This window comes from Polaromonas sp., from assembly GCF_029945685.1.
Taxonomy (GTDB): Bacteria; Pseudomonadota; Gammaproteobacteria; order Burkholderiales; family Burkholderiaceae_C; genus Polaromonas.
Genome location: NZ_JAQSDA010000013.1, coordinates 77,492 through 104,303, shown reverse-complemented (window position 1 = coordinate 104,303; position 26,812 = coordinate 77,492). Strand labels below are relative to the sequence as shown.

General features: G+C 62.8%; 20 protein-coding genes. 12 read left to right on the top strand and 8 right to left on the bottom strand.

All coding sequences use genetic code 11. From position 1 onward, the window contains the following. Nucleotides 1-7: 7 nt before the first annotated feature. The 3 genes from PSV26_RS09940 to PSV26_RS09930 all read right to left on the bottom strand — a co-directional run bounded on the left by PSV26_RS09940 (nt 8) and on the right by PSV26_RS09930 (nt 3,943). Nucleotides 8-1,849, bottom strand: coding sequence for a peptidase M61 (locus tag PSV26_RS09940; protein WP_300570235.1), 1,842 nt, complete (start codon nt 1,847-1,849; stop codon nt 8-10). A 154-nt stretch (nt 1,850-2,003) separates the two neighbouring features. Further along, complete coding sequence (locus tag PSV26_RS09935; RefSeq protein ID WP_300570232.1) at nt 2,004-2,720, bottom strand: DsbC family protein; 717 nt, start codon at nt 2,718-2,720, stop codon at nt 2,004-2,006. Between the two features lie 83 nt (nt 2,721-2,803). Then, nucleotides 2,804-3,943, bottom strand: coding sequence for an FAD-dependent monooxygenase (locus tag PSV26_RS09930; RefSeq protein ID WP_300570229.1), 1,140 nt, complete (start codon nt 3,941-3,943; stop codon nt 2,804-2,806). A gap of 75 nt (nt 3,944-4,018) precedes the next feature. Between PSV26_RS09930 and PSV26_RS09925 the strand changes: the two genes are divergently transcribed. Continuing rightward, nucleotides 4,019-4,927, top strand: a complete 909-nt coding sequence (locus PSV26_RS09925; RefSeq protein WP_300570226.1) for an MOSC N-terminal beta barrel domain-containing protein — start codon at nt 4,019-4,021, stop codon at nt 4,925-4,927. On the opposite strand, the gene PSV26_RS09920 is transcribed toward PSV26_RS09925, so the two are convergent. Further along, nucleotides 4,912-6,699: a 7TM diverse intracellular signaling domain-containing protein gene (locus tag PSV26_RS09920; protein WP_300570224.1), complete on the bottom strand. Its 1,788-nt coding sequence runs from the start codon at nt 6,697-6,699 to the stop codon at nt 4,912-4,914. The genes PSV26_RS09925 and PSV26_RS09920 overlap by 16 nt on opposite strands. Before the next feature lie 73 nt (nt 6,700-6,772). Between PSV26_RS09920 and ychF the strand changes: the two genes are divergently transcribed. Beyond that, the gene (gene ychF / locus PSV26_RS09915) at nt 6,773-7,864 is read left to right on the top strand and encodes a redox-regulated ATPase YchF (RefSeq protein ID WP_300570221.1); all 1,092 of its coding nucleotides are present in this window, start codon (nt 6,773-6,775) and stop codon (nt 7,862-7,864) included. A gap of 386 nt (nt 7,865-8,250) precedes the next feature. Next, on the top strand, nt 8,251-9,000 hold the full coding sequence (locus PSV26_RS09910) for an rRNA pseudouridine synthase (RefSeq protein WP_300570218.1): 750 nt from the start codon (nt 8,251-8,253) through the stop codon (nt 8,998-9,000). Between the two features lie 129 nt (nt 9,001-9,129). Here PSV26_RS09910 and PSV26_RS09905 read toward each other — a convergent pair whose 3' ends face one another. Then, nucleotides 9,130-9,621 carry a YqaA family protein gene (locus tag PSV26_RS09905; RefSeq protein WP_300518137.1) on the bottom strand — a complete coding sequence of 164 codons (492 nt, stop codon included), beginning with the start codon at nt 9,619-9,621 and terminating at the stop codon, nt 9,130-9,132. A gap of 141 nt (nt 9,622-9,762) precedes the next feature. On the opposite strand from PSV26_RS09905, the gene dusB reads away from it, so the two are divergent. From dusB to purH, 3 genes are read left to right on the top strand one after another with little or no spacing between them, the layout of a single operon-like run. Then, nucleotides 9,763-10,833: a tRNA dihydrouridine synthase DusB gene (gene dusB, locus PSV26_RS09900; protein WP_300518139.1), complete on the top strand. Its 1,071-nt coding sequence runs from the start codon at nt 9,763-9,765 to the stop codon at nt 10,831-10,833. Continuing rightward, complete coding sequence (locus PSV26_RS09895; RefSeq protein ID WP_300518142.1) at nt 10,830-11,066, top strand: Fis family transcriptional regulator; 237 nt, start codon at nt 10,830-10,832, stop codon at nt 11,064-11,066. The genes dusB and PSV26_RS09895 overlap by 4 nt, the downstream gene beginning before the upstream one ends. A gap of 38 nt (nt 11,067-11,104) precedes the next feature. Further along, nucleotides 11,105-12,682, top strand: a complete 1,578-nt coding sequence (gene purH / locus PSV26_RS09890; RefSeq protein WP_300570308.1) for a bifunctional phosphoribosylaminoimidazolecarboxamide formyltransferase/IMP cyclohydrolase — start codon at nt 11,105-11,107, stop codon at nt 12,680-12,682. A 133-nt stretch (nt 12,683-12,815) separates the two neighbouring features. Here purH and hemL read toward each other — a convergent pair whose 3' ends face one another. After that, nucleotides 12,816-14,132, bottom strand: coding sequence for a glutamate-1-semialdehyde 2,1-aminomutase (hemL, locus tag PSV26_RS09885; protein WP_300570215.1), 1,317 nt, complete (start codon nt 14,130-14,132; stop codon nt 12,816-12,818). After that, complete coding sequence (locus tag PSV26_RS09880) at nt 14,116-15,072, bottom strand: bifunctional hydroxymethylpyrimidine kinase/phosphomethylpyrimidine kinase (protein ID WP_300570212.1); 957 nt, start codon at nt 15,070-15,072, stop codon at nt 14,116-14,118. The genes hemL and PSV26_RS09880 overlap by 17 nt, the downstream gene beginning before the upstream one ends. An 83-nt stretch (nt 15,073-15,155) precedes the next feature. On the opposite strand from PSV26_RS09880, the gene PSV26_RS09875 reads away from it, so the two are divergent. The 6 genes from PSV26_RS09875 (at nt 15,156) to PSV26_RS09850 (ending at nt 25,268) form a co-directional block, all read left to right on the top strand. Further along, nucleotides 15,156-15,329, top strand: coding sequence for a rubredoxin (locus PSV26_RS09875; protein WP_300518149.1), 174 nt, complete (start codon nt 15,156-15,158; stop codon nt 15,327-15,329). Nucleotides 15,330-15,407: 78 nt separating this feature from the next. Continuing rightward, the gene (locus PSV26_RS09870; RefSeq protein ID WP_300518151.1) at nt 15,408-15,806 is read left to right on the top strand and encodes a response regulator; all 399 of its coding nucleotides are present in this window, start codon (nt 15,408-15,410) and stop codon (nt 15,804-15,806) included. Further along, complete coding sequence (locus PSV26_RS09865; protein WP_300518153.1) at nt 15,806-16,171, top strand: response regulator; 366 nt, start codon at nt 15,806-15,808, stop codon at nt 16,169-16,171. Before PSV26_RS09870 ends, PSV26_RS09865 begins: the two co-directional genes overlap by 1 nt. Nucleotides 16,172-16,194: 23 nt before the next feature. Beyond that, complete coding sequence (locus tag PSV26_RS09860; RefSeq protein WP_300518156.1) at nt 16,195-16,725, top strand: chemotaxis protein CheW; 531 nt, start codon at nt 16,195-16,197, stop codon at nt 16,723-16,725. A 30-nt stretch (nt 16,726-16,755) separates the two neighbouring features. Beyond that, nucleotides 16,756-19,029 carry a methyl-accepting chemotaxis protein gene (locus tag PSV26_RS09855; RefSeq protein WP_300518159.1) on the top strand — a complete coding sequence of 758 codons (2,274 nt, stop codon included), beginning with the start codon at nt 16,756-16,758 and terminating at the stop codon, nt 19,027-19,029. A gap of 56 nt (nt 19,030-19,085) precedes the next feature. Beyond that, a complete protein-coding gene (locus tag PSV26_RS09850) occupies nt 19,086-25,268 on the top strand; it encodes an Hpt domain-containing protein (RefSeq protein WP_300570208.1) in 6,183 nt (2,060 codons plus the stop codon). Between the two features lie 58 nt (nt 25,269-25,326). Here PSV26_RS09850 and PSV26_RS09845 read toward each other — a convergent pair whose 3' ends face one another. After that, nucleotides 25,327-26,811, bottom strand: coding sequence for a deoxyribodipyrimidine photo-lyase (locus PSV26_RS09845; protein ID WP_300518165.1), 1,485 nt, complete (start codon nt 26,809-26,811; stop codon nt 25,327-25,329). Nucleotide 26,812 lies beyond the last annotated feature (1 nt).

Sequence of the window (26,812 nt, the reverse complement as noted above, 5' to 3'; positions counted from 1 at the left end):
CCCGGGCTCAGGTTCCGCTGGCGGACACCAGCCACTTTTTCACCAACGCAGCATCCTTGGCCTGCAGCCGCCAGGTGCTTGTCTCTGGCGGTATCGTCAATTCCAGACGGAGCAGGCGTTTGTCGCGCGCCACCAGCGCCGTGATCTTTTTGCTGGCCCCGGCGTAAAACGGCAACTCATCGAGCTTGCCCAGGCGCCAGCCGGGGTGAGGCAGCTGGGCCGTTTTGCGGCTCTTTCCGGTCACCGGTGTTTCAAGGCCAATCCACTCGTCGCCGGCGGCAAAGCCGGCCCGCTCGGCCGCACCGCCGCGCAGGACCGTCTTGACATGGATACTGCCGCCCGTTTCCTGCACCCGCAGGCCCAGCGCCTGCGCAAGCTGCGCCGGCTCCTCAAGCACGGCAACGCCGTGGCGTTGCAGCAGGTCTTTCAACGGCAGCTCGCTCTTCCCATGCACCCAGCGGGCGATTTCTGCCGCGTAGGAGCGGCCGCCCACACCCTGCAGTGCGGCGGCGACATCCGCTTCGCACATCACACCGCCGCGGCACCGCAGCCACAGGCTGCGCATCACGTCGTCCAGGGTGGCCAGGACCGTGTCCTTGCTTTCAGCACGCAGGCTCAGATCAAGGCACAAGGCGACCAAAGCGCCCTTGGTGTAATAACTGACTGTGGCATTCGGCGTGTTTTCATCCTGGCGGTAGTACTTGACCCAGGCGTCAAAACTGGCCTGGGCCACCGACTGCACCAAGCGTCCCGGGGTCTGCATGACCTGATTGATGGTCTTGTTCAGAAGTCGCAAATAGGCCGCTTCGTCGATCAGGCCCGCGCGGCACAGGATCAGTTCGTCGTAGTAACTGGTGAAGCCTTCAAAAAACCAGAGCAGCTGCGTGTAATTTTCACCGCTGTAGTTGTAACTGCCGAACTCCGCGGGGCGCAGGCGCTTGACGTTCCAAGTGTGGAAATATTCATGACTGATCAGCCCGCGCAGCGTGGTGTATCCCTCGGGAAGCTTGCTGCTGCCCAGGCGCGGCAAGTCCTGGCGTTTGCAGATCAGTGCGGTGGAATTGCGGTGCTCCAGCCCGCCATAGCCGTCGTCCACGGCGTGGAGCATGAACACGTAGTCTTTGTGTGGCGGTTTTTTGTTGCCATGCCACAGGCGGATTTGCGCTTCGCAGATTTTGCGGGTGTCGGCGAGCAGCCGGGCCCCGTCAAAGCTGGCCGTGGCGCCCGCCACCACAAAGCGGTGCGGCACACCGCAGGCCACAAAAGAGCCGCTCCAGAAATTCCCCATTTCCACCGGGCAATCCACCAGTTCGTCGTAGTTGGCGGCCAGGTAGCTGCCAAAACCCTGCTTGTCGACCTTCACCGCGTCCAGTCCGGTGGCCACGGACCAGCCGCTGATGGCCGGAGCGGCCATGACTTCAAGCCGGTGCGGCGCCTGGTCGTGGCCTTCGACCCGCAGGCACAGGGAACTGCCGTTGAAGAAGCCGCGTCCCGCGTCCAGCGAGGCGGTGCGTACCGAGCTGTCGTTGGCATAAACCTCGTAGACCAGCACCAAGGGCCTGTCCGCGTTGCAACGGATCTGCCAACTGCATTTGTCGAGTTGCGCGATCTGGCCGGCAGGCAGCGCCCGGGCGCCTTGCCGCGCCCGCAGGCCCTGCAGGTTCTTCGAGAACTCGCGCACCAGGTAACTTCCGGGAATCCACACCGGCAGCGCCACCCGCTGCAGCGCGGCTGGCTGGGCAATGGTCAGGGTGACACGGAACAGATGGGCGTGGAGGTCAGCGACCTCGACGCGGTAGTCGACGCCGACGGGAGGTATTGCGGAGGGCTTGGCGGAAGGTTTGGGCATAGGTTCAAAGAATACCGCATCGGCCCTGCCTCGGCCGGGGCAAGCCGAGCCTTTCCCGAACTGACGTCCTGCTACAGAAAAAAGAGCGGCTGCCGCCCGCCCGAAAAGGGCGGAAGCCCGGTTTGCCTATGAACTCCGGCCGCGCGTCGCGCTTTTACTGGACCTTCGCGTCGGCCAGGTATTTCTCGACCTGCTGGGCGCTGATGGCGCCGGGTACACGCGAGCCGTCGGCAAAAATCAGCGTCGGTGTTCCGGTGATACGGTGTTTTTTGCCGAACTCGATATTGCGCGCCAGCGCACCAGCGTCGCAGCTGGCGGTGGCCACCGGCTGGTCACGCACCATCAGGTCCTGCCAGGCCTTGGCTTTGTCCTTGGCGCACCAGATGTTTTTGGATTTTTCCGTCGAATCGGCGCTCAGGATGGGATACAGGAACATGTAGATGGTGACGTCACTGACCTTCTGCATGTCACGTTCGAAACGTTTGCAATAGCCGCAGTTCGGGTCTTCGAACACCGCCATCTTGCGCTTGCCGTTGCCGCGCACAATGGTGAAGGCGTCTTTCAGCGGGAGCGCATCAAAAGACACCGCGTTGAGCTTGTCGACGCGTTCTTCCGTCAGGTTGCGCCTGACCTTGGTGTCAATCAGGTTGCCCTGGATCAGGTAGTTGCCTTCGGCATCGGTGTAGAAAATATCGCTGCCGTTGACGCGCACCTCATACAGGCCGGCCATAGGGGTCTTGTTGATTTCGTCGATGTTGGGCAGGTTCGGCAGGCGTTCGGCCAGGTTCTTGCGGATGGCCGCTTCCTGCGCAAACGCGCTCAGGCTCAGGGCCAGCAGTGTGCCGGTCATGATGGTCTTGAACAGTGTCATTGTTTTCCAGTCTGTGTGATGAATTCTGATGCTCTTTACCGCGTGTCCGGTCGTTTCTTGTGCCGCTCCCGCCCAGGGGCTAGTCATCCCGGACGATGATGCGATGAACCCATGGCCTGGCGCGTGACCCATTCTTTCAGGGGTCCACTGCGTGCAAAGCCCTTCATGCCCCAATTGCGCAATGCCTGCCAGCGCGCGTCGTTTTGCGCGAACAGGCTGTGCAGTCCATCCGTCACCGCGCCCATGGCGGCTACATCGGCCTTGCGGGAGCGTTCGTAACGCCGCAACAGCTTTTCGTCGCCCAGACCGCGCCAGTATTCGCGCCCATGGATCACGGTCGCAAGTCCGGCCGCATCGGCCAAGCCGAGGTTCAGGCCCTGCCCCGCCAGCGGATGCACGGCATGGGCAGCGTCCCCGGCCAGCGCCCAGCCCGGACCGACCCAGCGTTCGGCCCGCGACAGCGCCAGTGGCCAGCTCGACAGGCTGCTCGCCAGCTGCAGGCAACCTGCCTCGGCGCCGCAGACGGTTTGCACCGCCGCGGAAAATTCTGCCGGGGTCAACTTCTCCAGCGCGGCTGCGCGTTCCACAGAGACAGACCAGACCAGCGCCACAGAGTTCCCGTCGACGCCGCCAATCGGCAAAAGAGCCAGAATTTCGCCGGTATGGAACCACTGGCGGGCCACACCCCGGTGCACCAAGTCGCTTTGCAGGCGGGCGGCCATGGCTTTTTGCGGGTAGGGCTTGACGATCCATTGCACGCCGAACTCGTTGCGGCTGGTGCTTTTCTGGCCCTCGCAGATCACCGTGAGCGCGGCCTTGACCGGCGTCTCCACAGTTTCGATCTGCGGCTGGTAACGCACGGCTTCGGCCAGCTGTCGCTCCAGCGCCGGTACATCAACGATCCAGGCCAGGGCCGCGTCGCTGGCGCCTTGGGGGGCTGCAAAATCAAGCTGGCCCCCGTCGTCGCCCCAGACGCGCATCTCCAGCACCGGCGTGGCTGCAGGCGCATCGGGCCAGGCCCTCAGCGAGGTCAGCAGTTGCCGCGAGGCGCTGTTCAGGGCGTAGGCCCGCACATCCTGCGGGGCGGCGGCTTCTGCCGGGTTGCCTGCCGGCGCAGGCCGGGCGACCAGCGCCACGTGCAAGCGCTCGCGCGCCAGCAGCAGCGCCAGGGTGCGGCCGACCACACCGTCACCGCGGATACACACATCAAAAGGCTTGGACATGGCTCATTTTAGAAGGCAGGGCAAAATCGTTCCCGTCCAGTGCATCTTGAACTGAATTTTTGAAGGATTTGACACGTGCGTGAATCAACGAGCGAAACATCGGGCCCCGCCTCGGGCGACGTCAGGGCGGTCATCACCGGGCTGTGGGTTTATCCCGTCAAGTCCTGCGCCGGGGTGCAGGTGCAGGAAGCGATATTGACCGAAACAGGGCTCGAATTTGACCGGGCCTGGATGGTGGTTGATGGGGATGGTTCCTTTCTGACGCAGCGCGAACTGCCGCGCATGGCGCTGATCCAGCCCCAGCTCAAGTACCACGACATGGTCCTGCGGGCACCGGGCATGCTGGCGCTGCATATTGCGCTCGACCAGGTGCAGGAACCGGTGCGCGTGCGGATCTGGGACGACGAGGTCAAGGCTTATGACATGGGGCCCATCGCGGCCCAGTGGTTCAGTGATTTCCTTGGCGTGAAGGCGCGGTTGGTACGTTTTGATCCCGAGGAAAAGCGCGCTTCCAGTCGGCAATGGACCGGCGGCGTGGAGGCTCTCAACCAGTTCAGCGACGGCTACCCGGTGCTGGTGCTCAGCGAAGCCTCGCTGGCGGGGCTGAATGACAAACTGCAGGTCGGCGGCCATGGCGCCGCTGGCCTGGCTCGTTTCCGGCCGAATATCGTGATCGGCGATGCGCCGGGCGACAGTGAACTGGCGCCGCATGACGAAGACCGGCTCGACCTGCTGAAAATTGCCACGGAGCAGGGCGTGGTGCAGCTCAAGCCGGTCAAGCCCTGTGCGCGTTGCCCGATTCCCAACATCGACCCGGCCACAGCCTTGAGCAGCCCCGAGGTCGGCGACACCCTGCAGACCTACCGGCAGGACCCGCGCCTCAAGGGGGCGGTGAGTTTTGGCATGAATGCCATCGTGCTGCGGGGCATCGACCACCTGCTCCAGGTGGGTCAAAGCGTCTCGTCCAGCTACCGCTTCGAGTGAGCCACGACAGGTAGCGGTGCCGGCTGGCTGTGGCCTTCGGCCTCATCGAAGCCGGAGTCCACGGCCAGCGGCATGGGCCGGGTCAACTCCGGTTCCAGAAAGCGGATCGGCCGGCGTGTACGCGCCGCCATGCCTGCTAGCATGGCTTCCAGCGCTTTGGAGAGTTCGGGACCTTCCATCACCTTCTCGCTGAGCAGCACGCCCGCAATGTGAAACTGCAGGATGACTTCGGGCTTGAGGCCCTTGAGCGGCATCAGGCCGGCGGCGATCAGCCTCGCGGCCATGGCGGTGACTACCTCGCGTGAGGTAACGCCCTCCATGATGAGGCCAAAACGTGCTTCATCGACCCGGCCCACGGTGTCGACGTCGCGCAGGATGCGGCGCAGCTTGATCACGCTGCGCAGCAGGCTTTGCTCGGCCACGGCGATGCCGTAGTTGCGCTTGACGTAAGCGTAATTCACCAGTTCGATGTACACCACGGCAGCCGGTTCTCTTTGGCGTTTGGCGCGCGCCACCACCTGCCTGAGCCGGTCTTCAAAGAGATGCCTGGCCAGCAGGCCGGTGAGTGCATCCTGGCTGGCCATGGCCTGCTCGCGTGCCTCGACGCCATGCCGTTCCCGCGAACGGATGTTCAGGGCCACCAGCAGCAAGGGCACCTCGATAGCGAGCGACAGCATGAAGGCATATTGCGACAGCCAGGAGGTGGACACCCAGCCGAAAAGCCGGGCCGCTGCCAGTGCGGTGCTCATTGCCAGGGGGGTGAAGGCCGCCAGCACCCACGCGCCCACCACGTCGTGGCGGCGCCACGTTGTATAGGCGGCCGCCAGTCCCAGCACCACGGCCACCAGCAGGTATGCACCGATCAGGTGGACGCCCCATTGCCGGCCCAGCCCGAGGTAGGCAACCGCCAGTACCGGACCGGCCAGCCCGACGGCGAAAACCGCGTGGTCAAACCACCGGTGGCGGCCAGCGATGCCGCACAGCTGGCGGACCACCAGCAAGGCGGCGCTGCCCCCCAGCAGGCCAAGCACGCCCTGGAGGGCATTGTTCCAGGCGGCAAAGTTGCTCCAAAGGAGGTGACCGGCCATGCCACTGGTGGTGGCGACCACCAGGGCCATGATGGTGGCGTAAATGGCATACCAGCCGTAGGCCCAGTCGCGGTAGACCCAGCTTTGCCCGGCGCCCGCCACAATCAGCAGAAGCAGGGTACCGAACACCAGACCGATGACCATGTAGTCGAACTGCAGATAGTGGCTGCGGGACTGGCCGGAGATGGCATTGACCGGGAAATGGGCTGGCGTGACATGCGCGATGCGGACATACACGTCATGCGCCATCCCGTCGTCGAGTGCCAGATGAAATTGCGCATAGCGGCCCGGCTCGGGCCAGCTGGAGACGGCCACGGTGTCGCCTGCTGCCTGGCTGGTCCAGCGCCCCGCCCGGTCCTGCTGAAACACGGTCACCAGATCGAGCATGGGAAAGGGAAACTCCAGCAGCCAGTCCTGGGTGGAGTTGGCTGACCTTTTGAAGCGGAAGTGCTGCCACAGCGCAGCGTCCGGTCCCAGGGTGTAGTGGACATCGGTCCGGGCCGGGTTCATGAAACGCCGGAAGTCGCCGGCAGCCATCTGCTCGATCGTTGCACCGGCATCGGCATCTACCCACACCAGGCTGCTGGCCTGCAGGTCGGCCACGGGGGTTTTGTCGTCCAGCACGACCAGCGGCTGGGCCTGGCTGGAGGTGCCCGACAGGCTGAGGAATGCAGTCAGAAGCACGGCTGCCAGAAAGCCGATTCCCCGGCTGCCTGCGTATCGCATACACTTCTCAGCCTGTTTTTGAAGGTTTTTCATGAGTCTGAAGTGCGGTATTGTAGGCTTGCCCAACGTCGGCAAATCCACCCTTTTTAACGCCCTGACCAAGGCGGGCATTGCAGCGGAGAACTACCCGTTCTGCACCATTGAGCCCAACGTCGGCATTGTGGAGGTGCCTGATCCGCGGCTGGCTGCGCTGGCAGTCATCGTCAAGCCGGAGAAGATCCAGTCCGCCATTGTCGAGTTTGTCGACATCGCCGGCTTGGTGGCGGGTGCCAGCACCGGCGAGGGCCTGGGCAACAAGTTTCTGGCACATATCCGCGAGACCGATGCGATTGTGAACGTCGTGCGCTGCTTCGAGGACGACAACGTGATCCACGTGGCCGGCAAGGTGGACCCGATTTCCGACATCGAGGTGATCCAGACCGAGCTGTGCCTGGCCGACCTGACGGCGGTTGAAAAAGCCCTGCACCGCGTGACCAAAACGGCGCGCTCGGGTGACAAGGAGTCGATCAAACTCGTGGCCATTCTGGAAAAATGCCAGGCGGCGCTCAATGAAGCCAAACCTGTGCGCACGCTGGAGTTCAGCAAGGAAGAGCTGCCGCTGCTCAAGCAGTTTTTCCTGATCACCGCCAAGCCGGCCATGTTCGTCGGTAATGTGGCCGAGGACGGTTTCGAAAACAATCCTTTCCTGGACAAGCTGCGTGCCTACGCAGCCAGCCAGAATGCGCCTGTTGTGGCCATCTGCGCCAAGATGGAGGCCGAGATGGCCGACATGGAGGAAGAGGACAAGAAAATGTTCCTCGCCGAGATCGGTCAGGAAGAGCCCGGGCTGAACCGCCTGATCCGCGCCGCCTACAAGCTGCTGGGCCTGCAGACTTATTTCACGGCCGGTGTGAAGGAGGTGCGCGCCTGGACCATCCATGTCGGCGACACCGGTCCGCAGGCGGCCGGCGTGATCCACACCGATTTCGAGAAGGGCTACATCCGCGCCCAGACGATTGCCTTTGACGACTACATCACCTACCAGGGCGAGCAGGGCGCCAAGGACGCGGGCAAGATGCGCAGCGAAGGCAAGGAATACATCGTCAAGGATGGCGACGTGATGAATTTCCTGTTCAGCAGCTAGGGCCTGTTCACCCTATTTATGCACGATGCGTTGCGAGTCAAAAAGATCATGCGCGAGGCGCAAAATGCAGCCGGGCTGGCGCCCGGCAAGGCTTTGCAACGCTGCGCATGGCCTTTTTGGCCGCAACCCGGAGGGAACGTGGTTAAAACAACGCCACTCGTCGTTGCACTCCTAGCCCAGCCGCCCAGGCTGAGCGTCGTCGCGCGCCTGGATTGGCGCTGTTTTAGCCACGTTCGCACTTGTATAAATAGGGTGAACAGGCCCTCGATGAGTACACCCCTGCCTGGGCTCATTGCGTGTAGCCCATCCTCCCCTTGCAGGGGACACCTCCTGTCGCCCGGCGGAGCCGGTTCGACGGTGGCGCTTGAAAGGACCGAGCAGATCGCATGACCGAACCCGTCCGCCTCGCCAAACACCTGGCCCAGATGCTCAACTGCTCGCGTCGCGAAGCCGAGCAGTACATCGAAGGCGGATGGGTGCGCGTCGATGGCGTGGTTGTGGAAGAGCCGCAGCACCGCGTGCTGGACCAGAAAGTCGAACTCGACCCGGACGCCAGCCTGCTGGCGCTGACGCCAGTGACGCTGCTGCTGAACAAGCCACCGGCTTACGAGGCTGGCCTGGAAGCGGGGAGCAAGCGCCCTGCCAACCCCGCTGCGCAGTTGCTGGTTCCGTCCAACCGCGTGAAAGACGACCGATCGGGCATCCGGCCCCTGAAAAAACATGTCAGCGCGCTGACCCTGGCGACTCCGCTTGCCACCCCGGCCAGCGGCCTGGTGGTTTTCACCCAGGACTGGCGCGTGGCGCGCAAGCTCAGCGAGGACGCTGCGGTCATGGAGCACGAGGTCATTGTGGACGTGACCGGTACCATCGTACCGGGCGGCCTGCAGCGGCTCAACCGGCTCGACCATGGCTTCACCTTCAACGGGGTGTTGTTGCCGCCTGCGAAGGTGAGCTGGCAGAACGAAACCCGTTTGCGTTTTGCACTCAAGGGCGAACGCCCCGGGCAGATAGCCTTCATGTGTGAGAGTGTCGGGCTCACGGTGCAGGCGATGAAACGCATCCGTGTCGGGCGGGTGTCCATGAGCAGCCTCCCCGTGGGACAGTGGCGCTATCTGCAGTCACACGAACGGTTTTAGAGCCGCCGGGTGGTACAGGCGTAAAAATACAAGCAGGAGCCGCGGATCTGGCTTTGCCAGTCCGCAGGCGCAGCCCCCCCCCAGGGGGGGCAGGAGCTACACAAAGTGAGCGACCGTGGGGGCCATGTCCTATCCGCCCCAAAACCGGATGCTGCCCGGAAAGGCCCAGACCAGTGCGCCTGTCATCGTCACGTAACGCGCAAATTTTCCGGCGGCCATGTAGGCCACACAGGGCCAGAACGGAAACTTGAGCCAGCCCGCCACCGCGCAAAGCGGGTCGCCGACCCCGGGCAGCCAGGCCAGCAGACAGGCTTTGGGCCCGAGCTTTTCCAGCCAGCGGATGGCGCGGCTGTGGTGCGAGGAGTGCGAATACTTGTCCACCACCTTGTGGGCGCCATAACCGAACCACCAGTCGAGCGCGCCACCCAGCGTATTGCCCGCCGTGGCCACCAGCACGGTCGGCCAGAACAGGTGCGGGTTGAGCTTGACCAGGCCGAAGACAACGGGTTCGGAGCCGAGCGGCAACAGGGTGGCAGAGATGAACGAGACCACGAACACCGTGCTCAAGCCGTATTCGGGCAGGGCCAGGGCTTCAAGCAGGTGTTGTATCCAGAGTTCCATCTGGAGCGAGTATAGGCAGTACGCCCGCATTCTGGCCCTGGCGCCGGCTTGCACGCCCCTTCCGCAGATTTCAATTGCTGAAATTTTGGGCAGTTACAATCGTGCCTCGTTTTTGCGCACCCACACCTGCCTCCCATTCCCATGAACATCGGCCCCTACGTTTTGGCGAACAACCTGTTTGCCGCGCCGATGGCGGGTGTCACCGACCGGCCGTTCCGGCGTCTGTGCAAGGCCGGGGGGGCGGGTTATGCGGTCAGTGAAATGGTCACCTCGCGGCGTGACCTGTGGGACACCCTGAAGACCTCGCGCCGCGCCAACCACGACGGTGAGGTCGCGCCGATCGCCGTGCAGATTGCCGGCACCGACGCGCAGATGATGGCCGAGGCCGCCGCCTACAACATCGACCGTGGCGCGCAGATCATCGACATCAACATGGGCTGCCCGGCCAAGAAGGTCTGCAACAAGTGGGCCGGCTCGGCCCTGATGCAGGATGAGCCACTGGCTCTGGCCATCGTCGAGGCCGTGGTGGCCGCCTGTGCGCCGCGCGGCGTCCCGGTCACCCTGAAGATGCGCACCGGCTGGGACGAATCGCATAAAAACGCCGTCGCGCTGGCACGTGTTTTTGAAGGCGCGGGTGTGCAGATGCTCACCGTGCATGGCCGCACACGCGAGCAGGGCTACAAGGGGCGCGCCGAGTACGACACGATTGCGGCGGTCAAGGCCGCGGTGGCCGTTCCGGTGGTCGCCAACGGCGACATCGATACCCCTGAAAAAGCCCGCGATGTGCTGGCCTGCACAGGCGCCGATGCGGTGATGGTGGGCCGGGCCGCCCAGGGCCGCCCCTGGATTTTCCGGGAAATTGCGCATTTCCTGGAGACCGGCACACATCTTGCGCCGCCGCTGGTGGCCGAGGTCAAACGCCTGCTGCTCGATCACCTGCTGGACCACTATGCGCTGTATGGCGACTTTAGCGGGGTGCGCTCCGCGCGCAAGCACATCGGCTGGTACGTCAGGACGCTGCCCGGTGGCGAGGCGTTCCGCAGCCGCATGAACCTGCTGGAAGATAGTGAGGCACAGTGGCAGGCGGTGGCGGCCTTTTTTGACGGGCTGGGCAAGTGCATGGACCGCATGCCCGTGGTGGGGAGCGGCATGGCGCAGCCGGCCGTCGGCGACAATGCAGGACAGAAAAAGAAGGAGGGAGAGCTCGCATGAGCAAGAAACACATCGAAGAGTGCGTACGCACCAGCCTGGAAGGTTATTTCAGGGACCTGCGCGGCACCGAACCTGACGGCATGTACGACATGATGGTGCGCGTGGTCGAAAAGCCGTTGCTGGAGGTGGTGATGCAGTATGCCGACCACAACCAGTCACGAGCGGCCGAATGGCTGGGCCTGAACCGCAACACCCTGCGCAAAAAACTTCTTGAACACAAACTGATCAAGTGACCCGGCCGTCGCATCCCTTCCCCCCAAAAGAACCAAAGATACGCATGAACGCCCTGATCTCCGTCTCCGACAAAACCGGCATTGTTGACTTTGCACGCGCGTTGCACGCCCTCGGCATCAAGCTGATCTCCACCGGCGGCACGGCCCGGCTGCTGGCCGAAGAGAAGCTGCCCGTGACCGAAGTCGCCGAACTGACGGGTTTTCCCGAGATGCTCGACGGCCGTGTCAAGACCCTGCACCCCATGGTGCACGGCGGGCTGCTGGCGCGTCGCGATGTGCCGGAACACATGGCCGCGCTGAAAGCCCACGGCATAGACACCATCGACCTGCTGGTCGTCAACCTCTACCCGTTTGAAGCGACCGTCGCCAAGACCGGCTGCACGCTGGAAGACGCGATCGAGAACATCGACATTGGCGGTCCGGCCATGGTGCGTTCGGCCGCCAAGAACTGGAAGGATGTCGGGGTGCTGACCGACGCCTCGCAGTACGACGGCGTGCTGCAGGAGCTCAAGACGGCCGGCAAGCTGGCCGATGCCACCAAATTCGCCTTGTCGGTGGCCGCCTTCAACCGCATCAGCCAGTACGACGGCGCCATCAGCGACTACCTCTCGGGCATCCAGCCCGATGGCTCGCACAGCCTGTTTCCCGCTCAGGCCAACGGCCGCTTCGTCAAGGTGCAGGACCTGCGCTACGGTGAAAACGCGCACCAGCAGGCCGCGCTTTACCGCGACCTGTACCCGGCACCGGGCTCGCTGGTCACGGCCCGGCAGTTGCAGGGCAAGGAGCTGTCGTACAACAACATCGCCGACGCCGATGCCGCCTGGGAATGCGTCAAGAGTTTCAGCGGGCCGGCCTGCGTCATCGTCAAACACGCCAACCCCTGCGGCGTGGCAGTGGGCAAGGACGCGCTGGAGGCCTACAGCAAGGCCTTCAAGACCGACCCGACCTCGGCCTTCGGCGGCATCATCGCGCTGAACTGCACGCTCGATGTAGCGGCGGCGCAGCAGATCTCCAAACAGTTTGTCGAGGTGTTGATGGCGCCGGGCTTCACGCCCGAAGCACTCGAGGTCTTCAAGACAAAGGTCAACGTGCGGATTTTGCAGATCGACCTGCCCCCGGGCGGCAACACGGCGTGGCAACAGGGCCGCAACCTGATGGACATCAAGCGCGTCGGCTCCGGCCTCCTGATGCAGACCGCCGACAACCACGAGCTGGCACTGGCCGACATCAAGGTGGTCAGCAAGCTGCAGCCGACGCCGGCCCAGCTGCAGGACCTGATGTTCTCCTGGAAGGTCGCCAAATACGTGAAGTCCAACGCCATCGTGTTCTGTGCCGATGGCATGACCATGGGTGTGGGCGCCGGGCAGATGAGCCGCCTGGACTCAGCGCGTATTGCCAGCATCAAGGCCGGGCATGCCGGCCTGTCGCTCAAGGGCACGGCGGTCGCGAGCGACGCCTTCTTTCCTTTCCGCGACGGTCTCGACGTGGTCGTCGATGCGGGCGCGAACTGCGTGATCCAGCCGGGCGGCAGCATGCGCGACCAGGAAGTGATCGACGCGGCCGACGAACGTGGCGTGGTGATGGTGCTCAGCGGGGTGCGGCACTTCCGGCATTGATCCCCGGTTTTTAATAAAAAGTGCCTGCAGCCCTTGCGCCACGTGCGCAGTCAGCTATTTAATTGATAGCAAATCAGGCGCCCGTCGGGGCTGAGCTGGCGACAGCGTTTGTGTTGGCCGGTATGCGCGGCCCTCAGCGTGCAGCGAAAAACCTGGCGGCCGCGTCGACGGTTTCGGCGATGTCGGCCGCCGTGTGGGCCGAGCTGACAAAGCCGGCTTCATACAGTGCCGGCGCGTAATACACGCCCTGATCCAGCATTGCATGGAAAAAGCGGTTGAAGGCGGGGCTGTCGGTCGTCATCACCGTGGCGTAGTTCTGCGGCAGTTTGTCCAGCAGGAAAAAGCCGAACATGCCACCTTCGCTGTCGCCGCAAAAAGCCACACCGGATTGGGCGGCTGCCTGGGTGAGGCCACTGACCAGACTGCGGGTGCGCTCGCCGAGGGCTTCATAAAAACCGGGCTTTTGCAGTTCGCGCAGGGTCGCCAGTCCGCAGGCAGTGGCCACCGGGTTGCCCGACAGCGTGCCCGCTTGGTAGACCGAACCCAGGGGCGCCAGCAGCTCCATCACCGCCCGGGTACCGCCAAAAGCTGCCATGGGCATGCCGCCGCCTATCACCTTGCCCAATGCGGTCATGTCAGGTTGAAAGCCGGGAATGCTCTGGGCATACAGGCTTTGGGCGCCGCCGAGAGCGACGCGAAAGCCGGTCATGACTTCGTCGAACACCAGCAGCGCGCCGTATTGGGTGCAGAGTTCCCGGCAGCGTTTCATGAAGGGAACGCTGGCGCGCACAAAGTTCATGTTGCCGGCGATCGGCTCGATCATCAGGCAGGCAATCTCCTTGCCGTGTATTGAAAAAGCTTCTTCGAGCTGGGCAATGTGGTTGTACTCGAGCACCAGCGTGTGCTGCACGACCTCTGGCGGTACGCCTGCGCTGGTCGGGCTGCCAAAAGTGGCCAGACCCGAGCCGGCTTTCACCAGCAACGCGTCGGAGTGACCGTGGTAGCAGCCCTCGAACTTGATGATCTTGCTGCGACCGGTGGCGCCACGCGCCAGCCGGATCACGCTCATCGTGGCTTCCGTTCCGGAGCTCACCAGTCGCAGCATCTCGATGGACGGCACGAGTTTGACGATCTCCTCGGCCAGCTCCACCTCGCGTTCGGTCGGTGCGCCATAGGAAAAGCCCTCGAGCACGGCCTTTTGCACAGCCTCGACGACGGCGGGGTGCCCATGGCCCAGGATCATCGGGCCCCAGGAGCCGATGTAGTCGATGTAGCGCTGGCCGTCGGCGTCCCAGAAATGGGCGCCCTGGGCGCGTTGCACGAATCGCGGGATACCGCCGACGGCCTTGAAGGCGCGTACCGGGGAATTGACACCACCGGGAATCAGTTTTTTGGCGCGCTCGAACAGCGCAGCATTGCGGGAGGTGTCGGGACTAGTGTTTGGTGCCATTGGTGGGGAGGTCAAAGGGAGGCAGGGGGAGCAGGGGGGTGTCCGGACCGCTGTCATCGTCGCCAGCGTCCATGACGTCTTCTTCGGTCTGGGCCCAGAACAGCCGGTCAGGCACGATATGGCCCATGCCGGGGTGAAAACCGGCGTCCAGGCTGTGATCGAGGTAAGTCAGGGCTTCGGCCGTCGCGGCCTGCAGGTTGTGGCCGTTGGCGAGCAGTGCCGTCAGTGCGGCTGTCAGCGTGTCGCCGGCGCCGGCAAACACCGCCTCGAAACGCTCGAATTTCTCGCTGTAGAGAACGGCCTGCGGTGTGGCCAGCACATTGTCAATGAACTGTTCCGGCAGCGGCACGCCGGTCACCAGCGTGTAGGGAACGCCGAACTCGGAGGCGGCCTTGGCGATATCACGTGCCGACGGGCTCTTGTCGCCGGTCCAGTCTGGCAGCAGCCAGCGCCACAGGCTGCTGTGGTTGCCGACGAGCACGGTGGTTTGCGGCAGCATCAGTTCGCGAAACGCGTCGAGATAGCTGTCGATCGCCTCTTCTTCCCACCACGACAGGTTGGGCATGTAGGCAATCAGCGGCACATCGGCATAGTCCGATGCAATTTCCGCGATCGCGCTGATGGTTTCCGGGCTTCCGACAAAACCGACCTTGATGGCGGCAACGGGCATGTCTTCCAGTGCCGTGCGGGCCTGCTCGGTCACTGCCTCCTCATCAAAGGAAACATGATCGAAAATCTCGGCCGTATCACGCACATAGGCGCCGGTGACAACCGCCAGCGCATGCGCCCCGGCGGAAGTGATGGCGCTGATGTCCGCCGTCAGGCCGCCAGCGCCGCTGGGGTCGTTGGCGTTGAAACTCATCACGCAAGCAGGAGAGGTTTCGCTGTCCTCTGTTTCCATTTGCGGGTCGTCCAGAGGAGTGGGGGTGGGGTTTGCCATAGGGCTGGAATTTTGCCTCGTAAGCGAATAAGCAACGCCGCCTCGATACAATTGTTGCATTCTATTCGAAGGCAACTTAAGCTGTGACTCAATCAATGACCTGGATGTGTTTAATTTGTGGGTGGATTTATGACGAATCAACCGGTGCGCCCGAACACGGCATAGCGGCAGGCACGCCCTGGGCCCAGGTACCGATGAACTGGACCTGTCCCGAATGCGGCGCGCGCAAGGAAGACTTCGAAATGGTTCAAATCTGAATGGTCGCGCCAGGTGTCTAAACAAAACGCGCGGGGGGGCGGTGCCGGGCCGGCGACGCGGTACAAGGAGCACAGTCAGTGAGTAATACCAGTTCAGGTCTCAAGGTCCTGGTCATCGACGACAGCAACACGATCCGGCGTAGCGCGGAGATTTTCCTGAAGCAGGGCGGCCATGAGGTGCTGCTGGCGGAGGACGGCTTTGACGCACTCTCCAAAGTCAACGACTACCTGCCTGACTTGATCTTTTGCGACATCCTGATGCCTCGTCTCGACGGCTATCAGACCTGCGCCATCATCAAGCGCAACCCGAAATTTTCCAATGTGCCGATTGTGATGCTGTCTTCCAAGGACGGGGTTTTCGACAAGGCAAGAGGCAGGATGGTCGGCTCGCAAGACTACCTGACCAAACCATTTACCAAAGACCAGTTGCTGCACACCGTTCAGGAACTGGGCAGCGCAAAACAAGGAGTAGCGTAATGACGATTAAAAAAATACTGATTGTGGACGACTCTAAAACGGAGTTGATGTTCATGACCGACCTGCTGGTCAAAAAAGGTTTCGCCGTGAAAACCGCTGAGAACGCGGAAGACGCCTTTCGTCGGCTGGCCGAGGAAAAGCCTGACCTGATCCTGATGGACGTGGTGATGCCCGGGCAAAATGGTTTTCAACTCACGCGCGCCATTACCCGGGACCCCCTGTACGCAGACGTGCCCATCATCATGTGTACCAGCAAAAATCAGGAAACCGACCGCGTCTGGGGCATGCGCCAGGGCGCCAAGGACTACATAACCAAGCCGGTGGATGCTGACGAACTGATGGCCAAAATCAAGGCGCTGGGCTGATCCCGCACCGAACCCTCTAAAGCATGGCCAACCGACAAGCGCTTAGAGAACTGCAAAGCCGTCTCGCCGACAGGCTGAAGGCGGCCAAGACCCAGGGTGTTTCGGCGTCCTGGCTGGCCGTCGAGGCGGGGGGTGAAAAATACCTCTTCCCCCTGAATCAGTCCGGAGAAATCTTTCCCTGGGTCAGTGCGCAGAATGTGCCCTACACGCAAGCCTGGTTTGCCGGTGTGGCCAATCTGCGTGGCGGCCTGTATGGCGTGGTTGATCTGGCGAGTTTTGTGACTGGGAAAATGCCGCCGGCACGCAGTGAGCTGGCACGTACCGAGTCACGGCTGGTGGCCCTCAACAGTGCGCTGGAGATCAATTGCGCCTTGCAGATCGACAAGCTGGCCGGCCTGCGCAACTCGGAAGCGTTCACGGACTTTGCAGAAAGATCGCCCGACGCGCCGGAGTTTTTCGGCCACAGCTATGTGGATTCGAACGGTACGCATTGGCAGGAAATCAACCTGCAGTTGCTGGCGCAGCAAGCCCATTTCTTGACCATCAGCGCCTAGCGCTATCACGTTTTTCCCGGAAGGCTCACCATGTCTGTTGTCGAAAATATTCAGAAGCTGTTCAAAACAAAGTCTGCGCCACCTGAGGACAGCATGGATGGCGTCTCGCTGGACATGTCGGTGGATCCCCTGGCAACAGGGGCGATGGATGCTTCGAGTGGTTCAGCCGCCACGGCGCGCTTGGGCGGCAGTGACGGTCCTGAAAGCCTGTCCGCCGAGGACGTCCCGGAGAATGTTGAAAAGCTGGCCCTGCCGGTACTGGGCCGCAGGTCCATGGGCGAGCACCAGCGGATCCTGGTGATCCTGCTCGCTTTTGCGGTCGTGGTGCTCGGCTCCGTGACTTTTGTCGCACTGAACCAGGCGGACAGGGTCGCGCAGCAGGTGGCCGCCACCGGGCAATCGCTGATGCAGTCGCAGCGGCTCGCGAAGTCTGTGTCCCAGGCGCTGGTGGGCAGTGCCCAGGCATTCCCCGACGTGCGAGAAAGCTCCGACGTGCTGGCCAAAACCGTGCGTGGCTTGAAGTCTGGCGATGAGTCCCTGCGTCTTGAGCCGGTCGCCGCTCCCCTGCAGCCGGATGTCGAGACGGTGACGCCGCTGATGGAGCGCGCCGAGAAGAATGCATCAACCGTGATGGGTCAGCAGGCTATTTTGACGCAGGTGGGAAACGCACTGCGCACCATCAACCGGCAGTCGTCGGATCTGCTTGAAATTGCCGAGACGGTGTCTTCGCTCAAGCTCCAGCAGAACGCGGCGCCCGCAGAAATTTCAGCGGCCGGCCAGCTGGTGATGTTGACCCAGCGTATCGGTAAATCCGCCAACGAATTTCTGACGATGGAGGGCGTGAGCCCCGAAGCCGTGTTCCTGTTGGGTAAGGACCTGAACTCGTTCAAGGAAATTGCACAGGGCTTGCAGGAGGGCAGTCCTGAACTTCGTCTGGCGGGCTCCAAGGACCCGCAGACGCGCGAACGGCTCGAGGCGCTGATGGCGCTGTATGAGCAGACCCGGGTGCAGGCCGGCGCGATTCTCGGCAACTTGCAGGGTCTGGTCTCGGCTCGTGAGGCGCAGGCTTCGATCATTGCCGACAGTGAGCCTTTGCGCCGGGGCCTGGAGGACATTCAGGGCAAGTTGTCGTCGCAGACCGGCCTCGGTGTCGGGGCGTTGGCGACGCTGGCCGCTGCTGCTGCCTTTGCATTGCTCTGCGCGGCTGGCTTGGCCCGTTTGCAGGTGCTGGACAGCCGGCAGCGCCAGGGTGTCGCTGAAAATCAGCGGCTGGAAGCCAAAGGCATGGAGCAGGACGCCAAGCGCGTCAATGACGCCAACCAGGCCGCCATTTTGCGATTGATGAACGAGTTGCAGACGGTGGCTGAAGGTGACCTGACCCAGGAAGCGACCGTGACGGAAGACATTACCGGTGCCATTGCCGACTCGGTCAATTACACGGTGGAAGAGCTGCGCCAGCTGGTAGGCAACGTGCAGAACACGGCGACACGAGTGGCGCAAACCACGGCCCAGGTGGAAAGCACCTCGACCGAGCTGCTGGCAGCCTCCACGGAACAGCTGCGGGAAATTCGCGAAACCGGCCAGTCGGTGCTTGACATGGCTACCCGAATCAACCAGGTGTCCACCCAGGCGCAGGAATCTTCCCAGGTGGCGCGCCAATCGCTGACCGCCGCCGAATCAGGTTTGCAGGCGGTGCAAAACGCCATCGGCGGCATGAACTCCATCCGCGACCAGATCCAGGAAACCTCCAAGCGAATCAAGCGGCTCGGTGAGTCGTCTCAGGAGATTGGCGAGATCACCGAACTGATTTCGGACATTACCGAACAGACCAACGTGCTGGCGCTCAATGCGGCCATTCAGGCCGCCTCCGCGGGTGAAGCCGGTCGCGGATTCTCGGTGGTTGCCGAAGAGGTGCAGCGGCTGGCTGAGCGTTCTGCCGATGCGACCCGCCAGATTTCTGCGCTGGTGAAAGCCATTCAGACCGACACGCAGGATGCGGTGGCCGCCATGGAGCGCTCCACGCAGGGTGTGGTCGAAGGAGCCAAGCTGTCGGACAGCGCCGGTACCGCACTGTCGGAGATTGACCTGGTGTCACGCCGGCTTGCTGACCTGATTGAGCAGATTTCCGACTCTGCATCCCGGGAGGCCGAATCTGCCAACGTGGTGGCCGGCAACATCCAGCACATTTTTGCGGTGACCGAGCAAACCGGAGAAGGTACGCGATCCACCGCGCAGCAGGTGCGTGATTTGTCCCGCATGGCCGAAGAACTCAGGCAGTCCGTCTCGCGATTCAAGATCGCCTGACGTATCGCTGATTTTTCCTGTCCGTGACCTACGATTTCTGAACCGGCCTGCTATCTATGCAATTGAACGCTCCGAATTCATCTCCTGCCGACCTCGACTTGGCCGTGAATGATCTGGGTCCCTTGGCGTGGGTGCTGGACGAACTTCGAAAATCCCTGGATGGTGCTGCAAAGGCCCTGAAGCGGTTTGTGCGAGACGCCGAATTGGCACGTGGCTCCGATCTAGCGGCCCTTGATGCGAGCCAGTTGCGCATCGCGCGCCAGCAGTTGCACCAGGCTGTCGGCGCGCTGGAGATGGTCGGTCTGGGTGCGCCCGCGCTGGTACTGCGCGCGATGGAATCAGCTGTGCAGCGGTTTGTGCAGCGGCCAGAGCAATGCAATCAGGAGGCTGCGGCGAAGGTTGAGCAAGCCAGTTTTGCCTTGACCGAATACCTCGAAGGGGTGCTGGCTGACAAGCCGGTTTCAGCCGTTTCGCTGTTTCCCCAGTACCGTGACGTGCAGGGGCTGGTCGGTGCGGATCGCATCCATCCGGCAGACCTCTGGATGTACGAATGGCGCTGGATGGACCCGGCGCTGGCGGTCACGGTTAACGCGGGCGCTTACGATGATGCGTCGAGGCAGTCGCTGGACCAGCTGGTCCTGAAAATCATGCGTACGGGCGACCCGCAGGCAGCCCAGAACTTCAGGGATATGTGCCTGGGATTTGCCCAGGCCGAGCCCGCGGGCGAACCCAGGGCATTCTGGAAAATCGCAGCGGGCTATTTCGAAGCGCTGGCTCATGGTCTGCTCAAGGTGGATCTCTACGTCAAACGCGCTGCTTCGCGCGTGCTTCTGCAATATGCGTCCTTTGCCAAGGGCGGCACCGATGCGTCGGACAGGCTTGCCCAGGACCTGCTGTTTTTTTGCTCGCAAGCCGTGGCAGCCCGTGCCGCCGATACTCCTGTCCTGTCAGCCATTCGCTCCAGCTATGGACTGACCCGGTTCAAGCCGGTTGACTACGAAGCGGTGCAGTTTGGCCGCTTCGACCCGGCGCTGCTGGCCCAGGCCCGCAAACGGATTGTTTCGGCCAAGGAGACCTGGTCGTCTCTGACGGCGGGGGATGTGAGCAAGTTCAAGACAGTGGCTGACCAGTTCAGTCTGGTGACCGATTCGCTGGTCAAGCTGCATCCGCCCAGTGAGCCCTTGGCCACTGCGCTGACACAGGTGATTGAAGTGACGGTTCGTTCCGGGTTGGCGCCTCCCATCGAGCTGGCTCTTGAGGTGGCCACGGCCGTGCTCTACCTGGAAGCTGCTTTTGATGATCTCGATCCCGCCGACCCGCAACTGGCGATCCGGACCGCCCGACTGGCCCAGCGGCTCGACAGCGCGCGAAGCGGTGGCCAGGCGCAGCCGCTTGAGTCGTGGATGGAAGAGTTGTATCGCCGCGTCAGCGACAAACAAACGATGGGCAGTGTGGTCGGCGAACTGCGCATTTCCCTGAGCGAACTCGAAAAATCGTTGGATGTGTTTTTCCGCAACCCGCAGGAAAAAGCGCCGCTGGCAGCGGTTCCCGGCCAGCTCTCGCAAATGCGTGGTGTGTTGTCCGTGCTGGGGTTGGATCAGGCCTCCCAGGCGGTACTGCGCATGCGCGAGAGCGTGGAGCAGATGCTGGTGACACCGGCGGACGATCAGCTGGCGCGATCTTCCGGAGCCTTCGAGCAATTGGGCAACAATCTGGGGGCATTGAGCTTCCTGATTGACATGCTCAATTACCAGCCGGCGCTCGCGAAAAAGCTTTTTGTGTACGACGACGTCAAGGGTGAGCTCAAACCCCTGATGGGTCGTATTCATACCGCGCAGGACGCAGCCGCGGCGGTAACGGTCAACAGCGAGTTGTCCCAGGAAGTGCTGTCCGTCGTTCAGGATGCCCAGGCTGGCGATTCTGCCGAAAGTCTGAGCGTCAAACTCGATGTTCTGGCAACCCATGCGGCGCTGGCCGACCAGCCGGCCCTTGCCCAGACGGCCCGTGATGCCGCTCTGGCCGTTGCCGCGCAGGGCCCACAGTCCGGGGCGGGTTCTCTCACCAGTCTGGTGGCGGCTACCGCCCCGGCTGCTGCCCCTGAGGCGGCGCCTCGGGGCTCGGCCACCGGCGCTGACGATTTCGAGGAAGACGACCTGCGCGATATCTTTCTGGAGGAGGCGCGCGAAGTCGCTGGCCATGCGCAGTCGGCGCTTGCCGCCCTCGCCACTGAGCCGGGAGATATTGGCGAACTGACGATATTGCGGCGCGCTTTCCACACGCTCAAAGGCAGCTCCCGTATGGTCGGGCTCAACGAGTTTGGCGAAGCTGCCTGGGCCATGGAGCAAATGCTCAATGGCTGGCTGGCCGAGCAAAAGCCTTCCAATGAAGAATTCCGCGCGCTGTGTGTGCAGGCCATGGACGGGTTTGCGGCATGGATCGAGGACATTGCCTCGGGCCGTGAGACGACCTGGACGTCCTCCGCATTTCGAGCCAGTGCAGATGCGATGCGGGAGGAGGGGCGTTTCATTCCGATCCAGCAGCCAGCCGCGCCGCAGGCGCCGGCTGCGGAGAGTGTCGTCTCCCCTGTTGAGCAAGGGCAGGACGCAGCCCCGTTGCCAGTGGTCGAGGGCACGGATCTGGATTTCGACCTGGTGATGGATGCGGAGCCTGGGACGCCTGCTGTCGAGACGCCTGCCGCACCCGGGGTGTCAGCGCTGGCAGATATTCAAGGCATTGACTTTGACAGCCTCGCGGCCTTGTCGGGACCGGTCGGCGCCGAGCCGCCCGCAGCGCCGAATACGCCTTCGGAGATCGTGTTCGATTTGGATTTTGCAGATCCGTCGCCGGCTGAACAGGCCGAGCCGCTGGAATTGTCGGCCAGCGATTTTGACGTGCATTTTCTGGGTCAGCCTGCCGTTGAGGAAAAGTCTGCCCAAGCTCCGGCGGCCTTGCCCCCATTGGAGGCGACGCGGGACGGGCAAGATTTTGACTTTGCCTTCCCGGGGGACAGTGAGATCCAGTCTCCAGCCCTTGCGACGAAAGATGTGTCGACTGCATCTTTCGAGAATCCTTCCGATGAACCGGTATCCGGCGAAACGGCTGCTGACGAGCAGGTCAAGGTGATCGGTTCGTTGCGTATTGGCATTCCGCTTTACAACGTCTATCTCAATGAAGCTGACGAGTGGTCGCGCCGGCTGGTCACCGAAGTCACGGAATGGACGATGGAACGCGACCGCCCCATCGGCGACTCCGCGCTCGCGCTCACCCATTCGCTGGCGGGCAGTTCGGCGACGGTTGGATTCGAAGCCCTGTCTGAAATGGCGCGCGCGCTCGAAAACGCCTTGCAGCAGACGCAAATCCAGCATGGGCAAAGCAGCGGCAGGCACAACAAGTTGTTGATCGACGCTGCCGAAGATATCCGGCGCCTGCTGCATCAGTTTGCAGCTGGCTTTCTCAAGCAGCCCGATCCCGGAATTCTTCAGGCTTTGCGGGAAATCGACTTTAGCGACGACGCCGCTCAAACTTCCATGGATATCTCCATCCCGGAGGCTGCTGAGACCCCCGTTGCATTGCAGGAACCAGTTTCTGCCGCGACCCCTCCGGCAGCCCCGGAAGCGCCTGCCGGCGTTCCGATGAAGGGCACGGTACTCCCGGCGCGGGAACGGCCACTCTCGGTGACCGTCAAGGTTTTGCCCGTTGCACCTGTTGCCACTGCGCCTGTCGCGGTGCCGGCGTCGCCCGCCATGCCAACGACTGCAGTAGCACCTGCTGCGCCTGTGGCAACGGCTGCATCGTTTGCGTCCGCGGCATTCAGTGAAGACATGGATGACGAGATTGACGCGGTCGACGTAATCGATCCGGACCTGTTTCCGATTTTTGAGGAAGAGGGCGCTGAATTGATGCCCCAGCTGGGCGGCGCCCTGCGGCAATGGTCGGCTCGTCCAGACAACCATGGCGCGCGCAACGAAGTGTTGCGGGCCTTGCACACGCTCAAGGGCAGTGCGCGTCTGGCGGGCGCCATGCGACTCGGCGAGATGGCGCACCGGATCGAGTCGGATATCGAGCACATGGGCTCCGATGCTGCTGCCTCGCAGGATTTTGATTCGCTGCTGACAACTTTTGACGCGATGCAGGCCAACTTTGAAGCCCTGCGTCACCCCGGCGACGCGGCCCAGGCGCTGGAACCCTTGCCGCCGCTTTCCCCGGCCGCCGTTGAGGTAACTGGTGCCCCGGCACCGGATGCTGTGGAGACGGATGCCGATTCGCAGGCCGTGCCGGCAGTTACCGCCGCGTCGGGCTCACGCAAAGTCATGATGTCCGTGGCCCAGTCCACCGCACTGCAACCCTTGCGACCGGCGTCGTCGGGGTCGATACGCGTGCGTTCGCAGCTGCTGGACCGCATGGTCAACCAGGCCGGTGAGGTGATGATCACGCGGTCGCGCCTGGAAGCCGAACTGAACCAGTTGCGCGGCTCACTCAACGACCTGAGCGGCAACTTGAACCGTTTGCGTGCGCAGCTGCGTGACGTGGAAATGCACTCTGAAACGCAGATGCAGTCGCGCTTGCAGCAGGCCAAGGAAGCGCAGCTCGGCTTTGACCCGCTGGAATTCGACCGTTTTACGCGCGTGCAGGAACTGACCCGCATGATGGCCGAGTCGGTCAACGACGTGGCGACCGTGCAGCGTACCTTGCAGCGGACGGTGGAAGCGACCGAGGACGATCTGATCGCCCAGGCACGTCAGACGCGTGAACTGCAGCGCGATCTGCTGCGCACCCGCATGGTGGAATTTGAAGGTATTTCCGAGCGGCTTTACCGCGTGGTTCGCCAGGCCTCGAAGGAAACCGGCAAACAGGTCCGTCTGGACCTGCAGGGCGGCACGATCGAGATGGACCGCGGCATGCTCGATCGCATGACACCTGCGTTCGAACACCTGTTGCGCAATTGCGTGGCCCACGGCATCGAAGATATGCAGACCCGCACCAACGCGGGCAAGGACCCCAGTGGCCTCATTACCGTGAGCTTGCAGCAGTCGGGCAATGACGTGTCGGTCGAATTCCGCGATGACGGCGCCGGTCTCAATCTGGAGCGTATCCGCGAGAAGGCCGTGGCTTCTGGCCTGCTGGCTCCGGGGCAGCAGATCGGCGACGACGAAGCGGCCAACATGATTTTCATGCCAGGCTTCAGTACGGCGTCGCACGTGACCGAGCTTTCCGGCCGGGGTATCGGCATGGACGTGGTGCGCTCCGAGGTCAACGCCTTGGGCGGACGCATTGAAACCAGCACTGTCGCCGGCGAGGGGACCAACTTCAAGCTGGTGTTGCCGCTGACCACGGCGGTGACGCAGGTGGTGATGTTGCGCGCCGGTGGTTCTTTGGTCGGCGTGCCCGCGAACGTGGTCGAAACCGTGCGCCGGATTTCGGCGAAGGATTTGCAGCAGGCCTACAACAGCGGCGTGCTCGATGTTGCCGGCGAAGCGGTGCCGTTTTTCTGGTCGGGCGCCTTGCTGCAGGTCTCCCGCATGAGCAGCGAGCCCCAGGGGAAAACCGCTCCGGTGGTCATTTTCCGAAGCGCCGCCCAGCGGCTGGCCCTGCATGTTGACGAGGTGCTGGGCAACCAGGAGGTGGTGGTCAAAAACCTGGGCCCGCAGCTTTCCCGCCTGCCGGGTCTGGCGGGTATGTCGGTACTGGCCTCGGGCGCCGTTGTCCTGATTTACAACCCCGTCGCACTCGCCTCGGTTTACGGGCAGCAGGCGCGCGCCTGGAGTTCCGACAGTGCCGAGCCGCACATGCTCGAGCAATCGGGCGCTGACGAGGGGCGCGGTTTATCCGTCGCTTCGCCCGTGCCGGTGACACCTCAGATTCCGCTGATTCTGGTGGTCGACGATTCGATCACGGTGCGGCGCGTGACCCAGCGCCTGCTGCAGCGCGAGGGTTATCGCGTTTCCATGGCCGCTGACGGCTTGCAGGCGCTGGAACGTCTGCAGGAGGAGCGTCCCACTGTGGTTCTGTCCGACATTGAAATGCCGCGCATGGACGGATTCGACCTGGCGCGCAACATCCGCGGTGATGCCCGCCTGAGCGACTTGCCGATCATCATGATCACCTCGCGCATTGCCGAGAAACATCGCGAACATGCCAAGGAACTGGGCGTTGACCATTACCTCGGCAAACCTTATGCCGAGGACGAATTGCTCAGCCTGATTCGTCACTATTGCAGCGCAGAAGCCGCCGTTTCATAAATAAATGAGCGTCCAGCCCTTGCTGGACAAGCGCCTCAAGCTATGAAAACGGGAGCGGTCATTCGGTGCCTGTTTTCTTGACAGGCGCGTAGCGTTGCAGGGTCCGTGCCCGCGCCGCGTCATGCTGCACGACCGGAAGCGGGTAGTTTTCTCCCAGCCGGACGCCGGCGGCCGCCAGCGCCACGGGCTTGGCCAGCCAGGGGCTGTGCAGGTCGGCACCATTCAGCCCGGCCAGCTGCGGCAGGTACTTGCGGATGAACTTCCCGTCAGCGTCGAATTTTTCGCTCTGGCTCGTCGGGTTGAAGATGCGGAAGTAGGGTTGCGCGTCACAGCCGCTGCTGGCGGCCCATTGCCAGCCGCCGTTGTTGGCCGACAAGTCGAAGTCGTTGAGTTTTTCGGCAAAATACCTTTCGCCCCAGCGCCAGTCCAGCCCCAGGTCTTTCACCAGGAAGCTGGCGGTCACCATGCGCAGACGGTTGTGCATGTACCCGGTCTGGTTGATCTGGGCCATGGCTGCATCGACCAGCGGGTAGCCGGTCCGGCCTTCACACCAGGCCTGAAACAATGCCTCGGCAAGGGGCCCCTGTTCCCAGGCGATGGCATCGTAGGCGGGCTTGAAGGAGCGCTCGGCCACATGCGGGAAATTGCCCAGGATCTGCGCATAAAAATCGCGCCAGATCAGCTCGCTGAGCCAGACTGCGGCACCCGCACTGCCTTCGCTTTGCAGGCGCAGCGCGGTAGCCGCCAGGCGGCGGATGGAGACCGTGCCAAAGCGCAGGTGCACTCCCAGATAACTCGGCCCTTTGATCGCAGGAAAGTCACGCGTTGCGTGGTACTGGTCGATACGCGCCATGAAATCGTCAAACAGGTGCGTGCCGCCGAGGCTGCCTGTGGGAATTTTCAGTTCAGCGAGGTTGGTCGGTGCAAAACCGATGTCACCCAGCGTGGGCACGCCGGTGCGGCTGTCCGCAGGCAGGGCGGCCAGAGCGGCGCCGTAGTTGTGCACCGGGTAGGGCCGGAGGTAGAACTCGTCCACCTTCCTGAGCCAGGCATTCTTGTAGGGCGTGAAAACGCTGTACGGCGTGCCGCCCAGTGTCAGCACCTCCCTGCGTTCGAAAATCACGTGGTCCTTGAAGCTATGAAACGCCCTGCCGTTCCCTGCCAGCGCTCCGCTGACCCGCGCGTCGCGTGCCAGCGACCCGGGCTCGTCGTCGTGGCCGGCAAAAACGGCCTCGGCAGACAGCTTCTGCGCCAGCGCCGGCAGGACCTCGTCCGCTTGACCATGCTGCACGATCAGTCCGGCATGAAGCACGCCATGGTGGCGGCCCAACTCCGCCAACTGCCTGTCCAGATCGACCAAGGACTCGCGTATGAACTCCACGCGGCGGTCGGCACGCGGCAGGGCGTCCAGAATGGCCCGGTCAAGGACGAAAACGCAGAAAACCTGGCGGCAGGCCTTGAGGGCGTGGTACAGCGACGCATTGTCGTCAATACGCAAGTCGCGTCGGAACCACATCAGGCCCGTGGCGTATGTCTTGTTCATG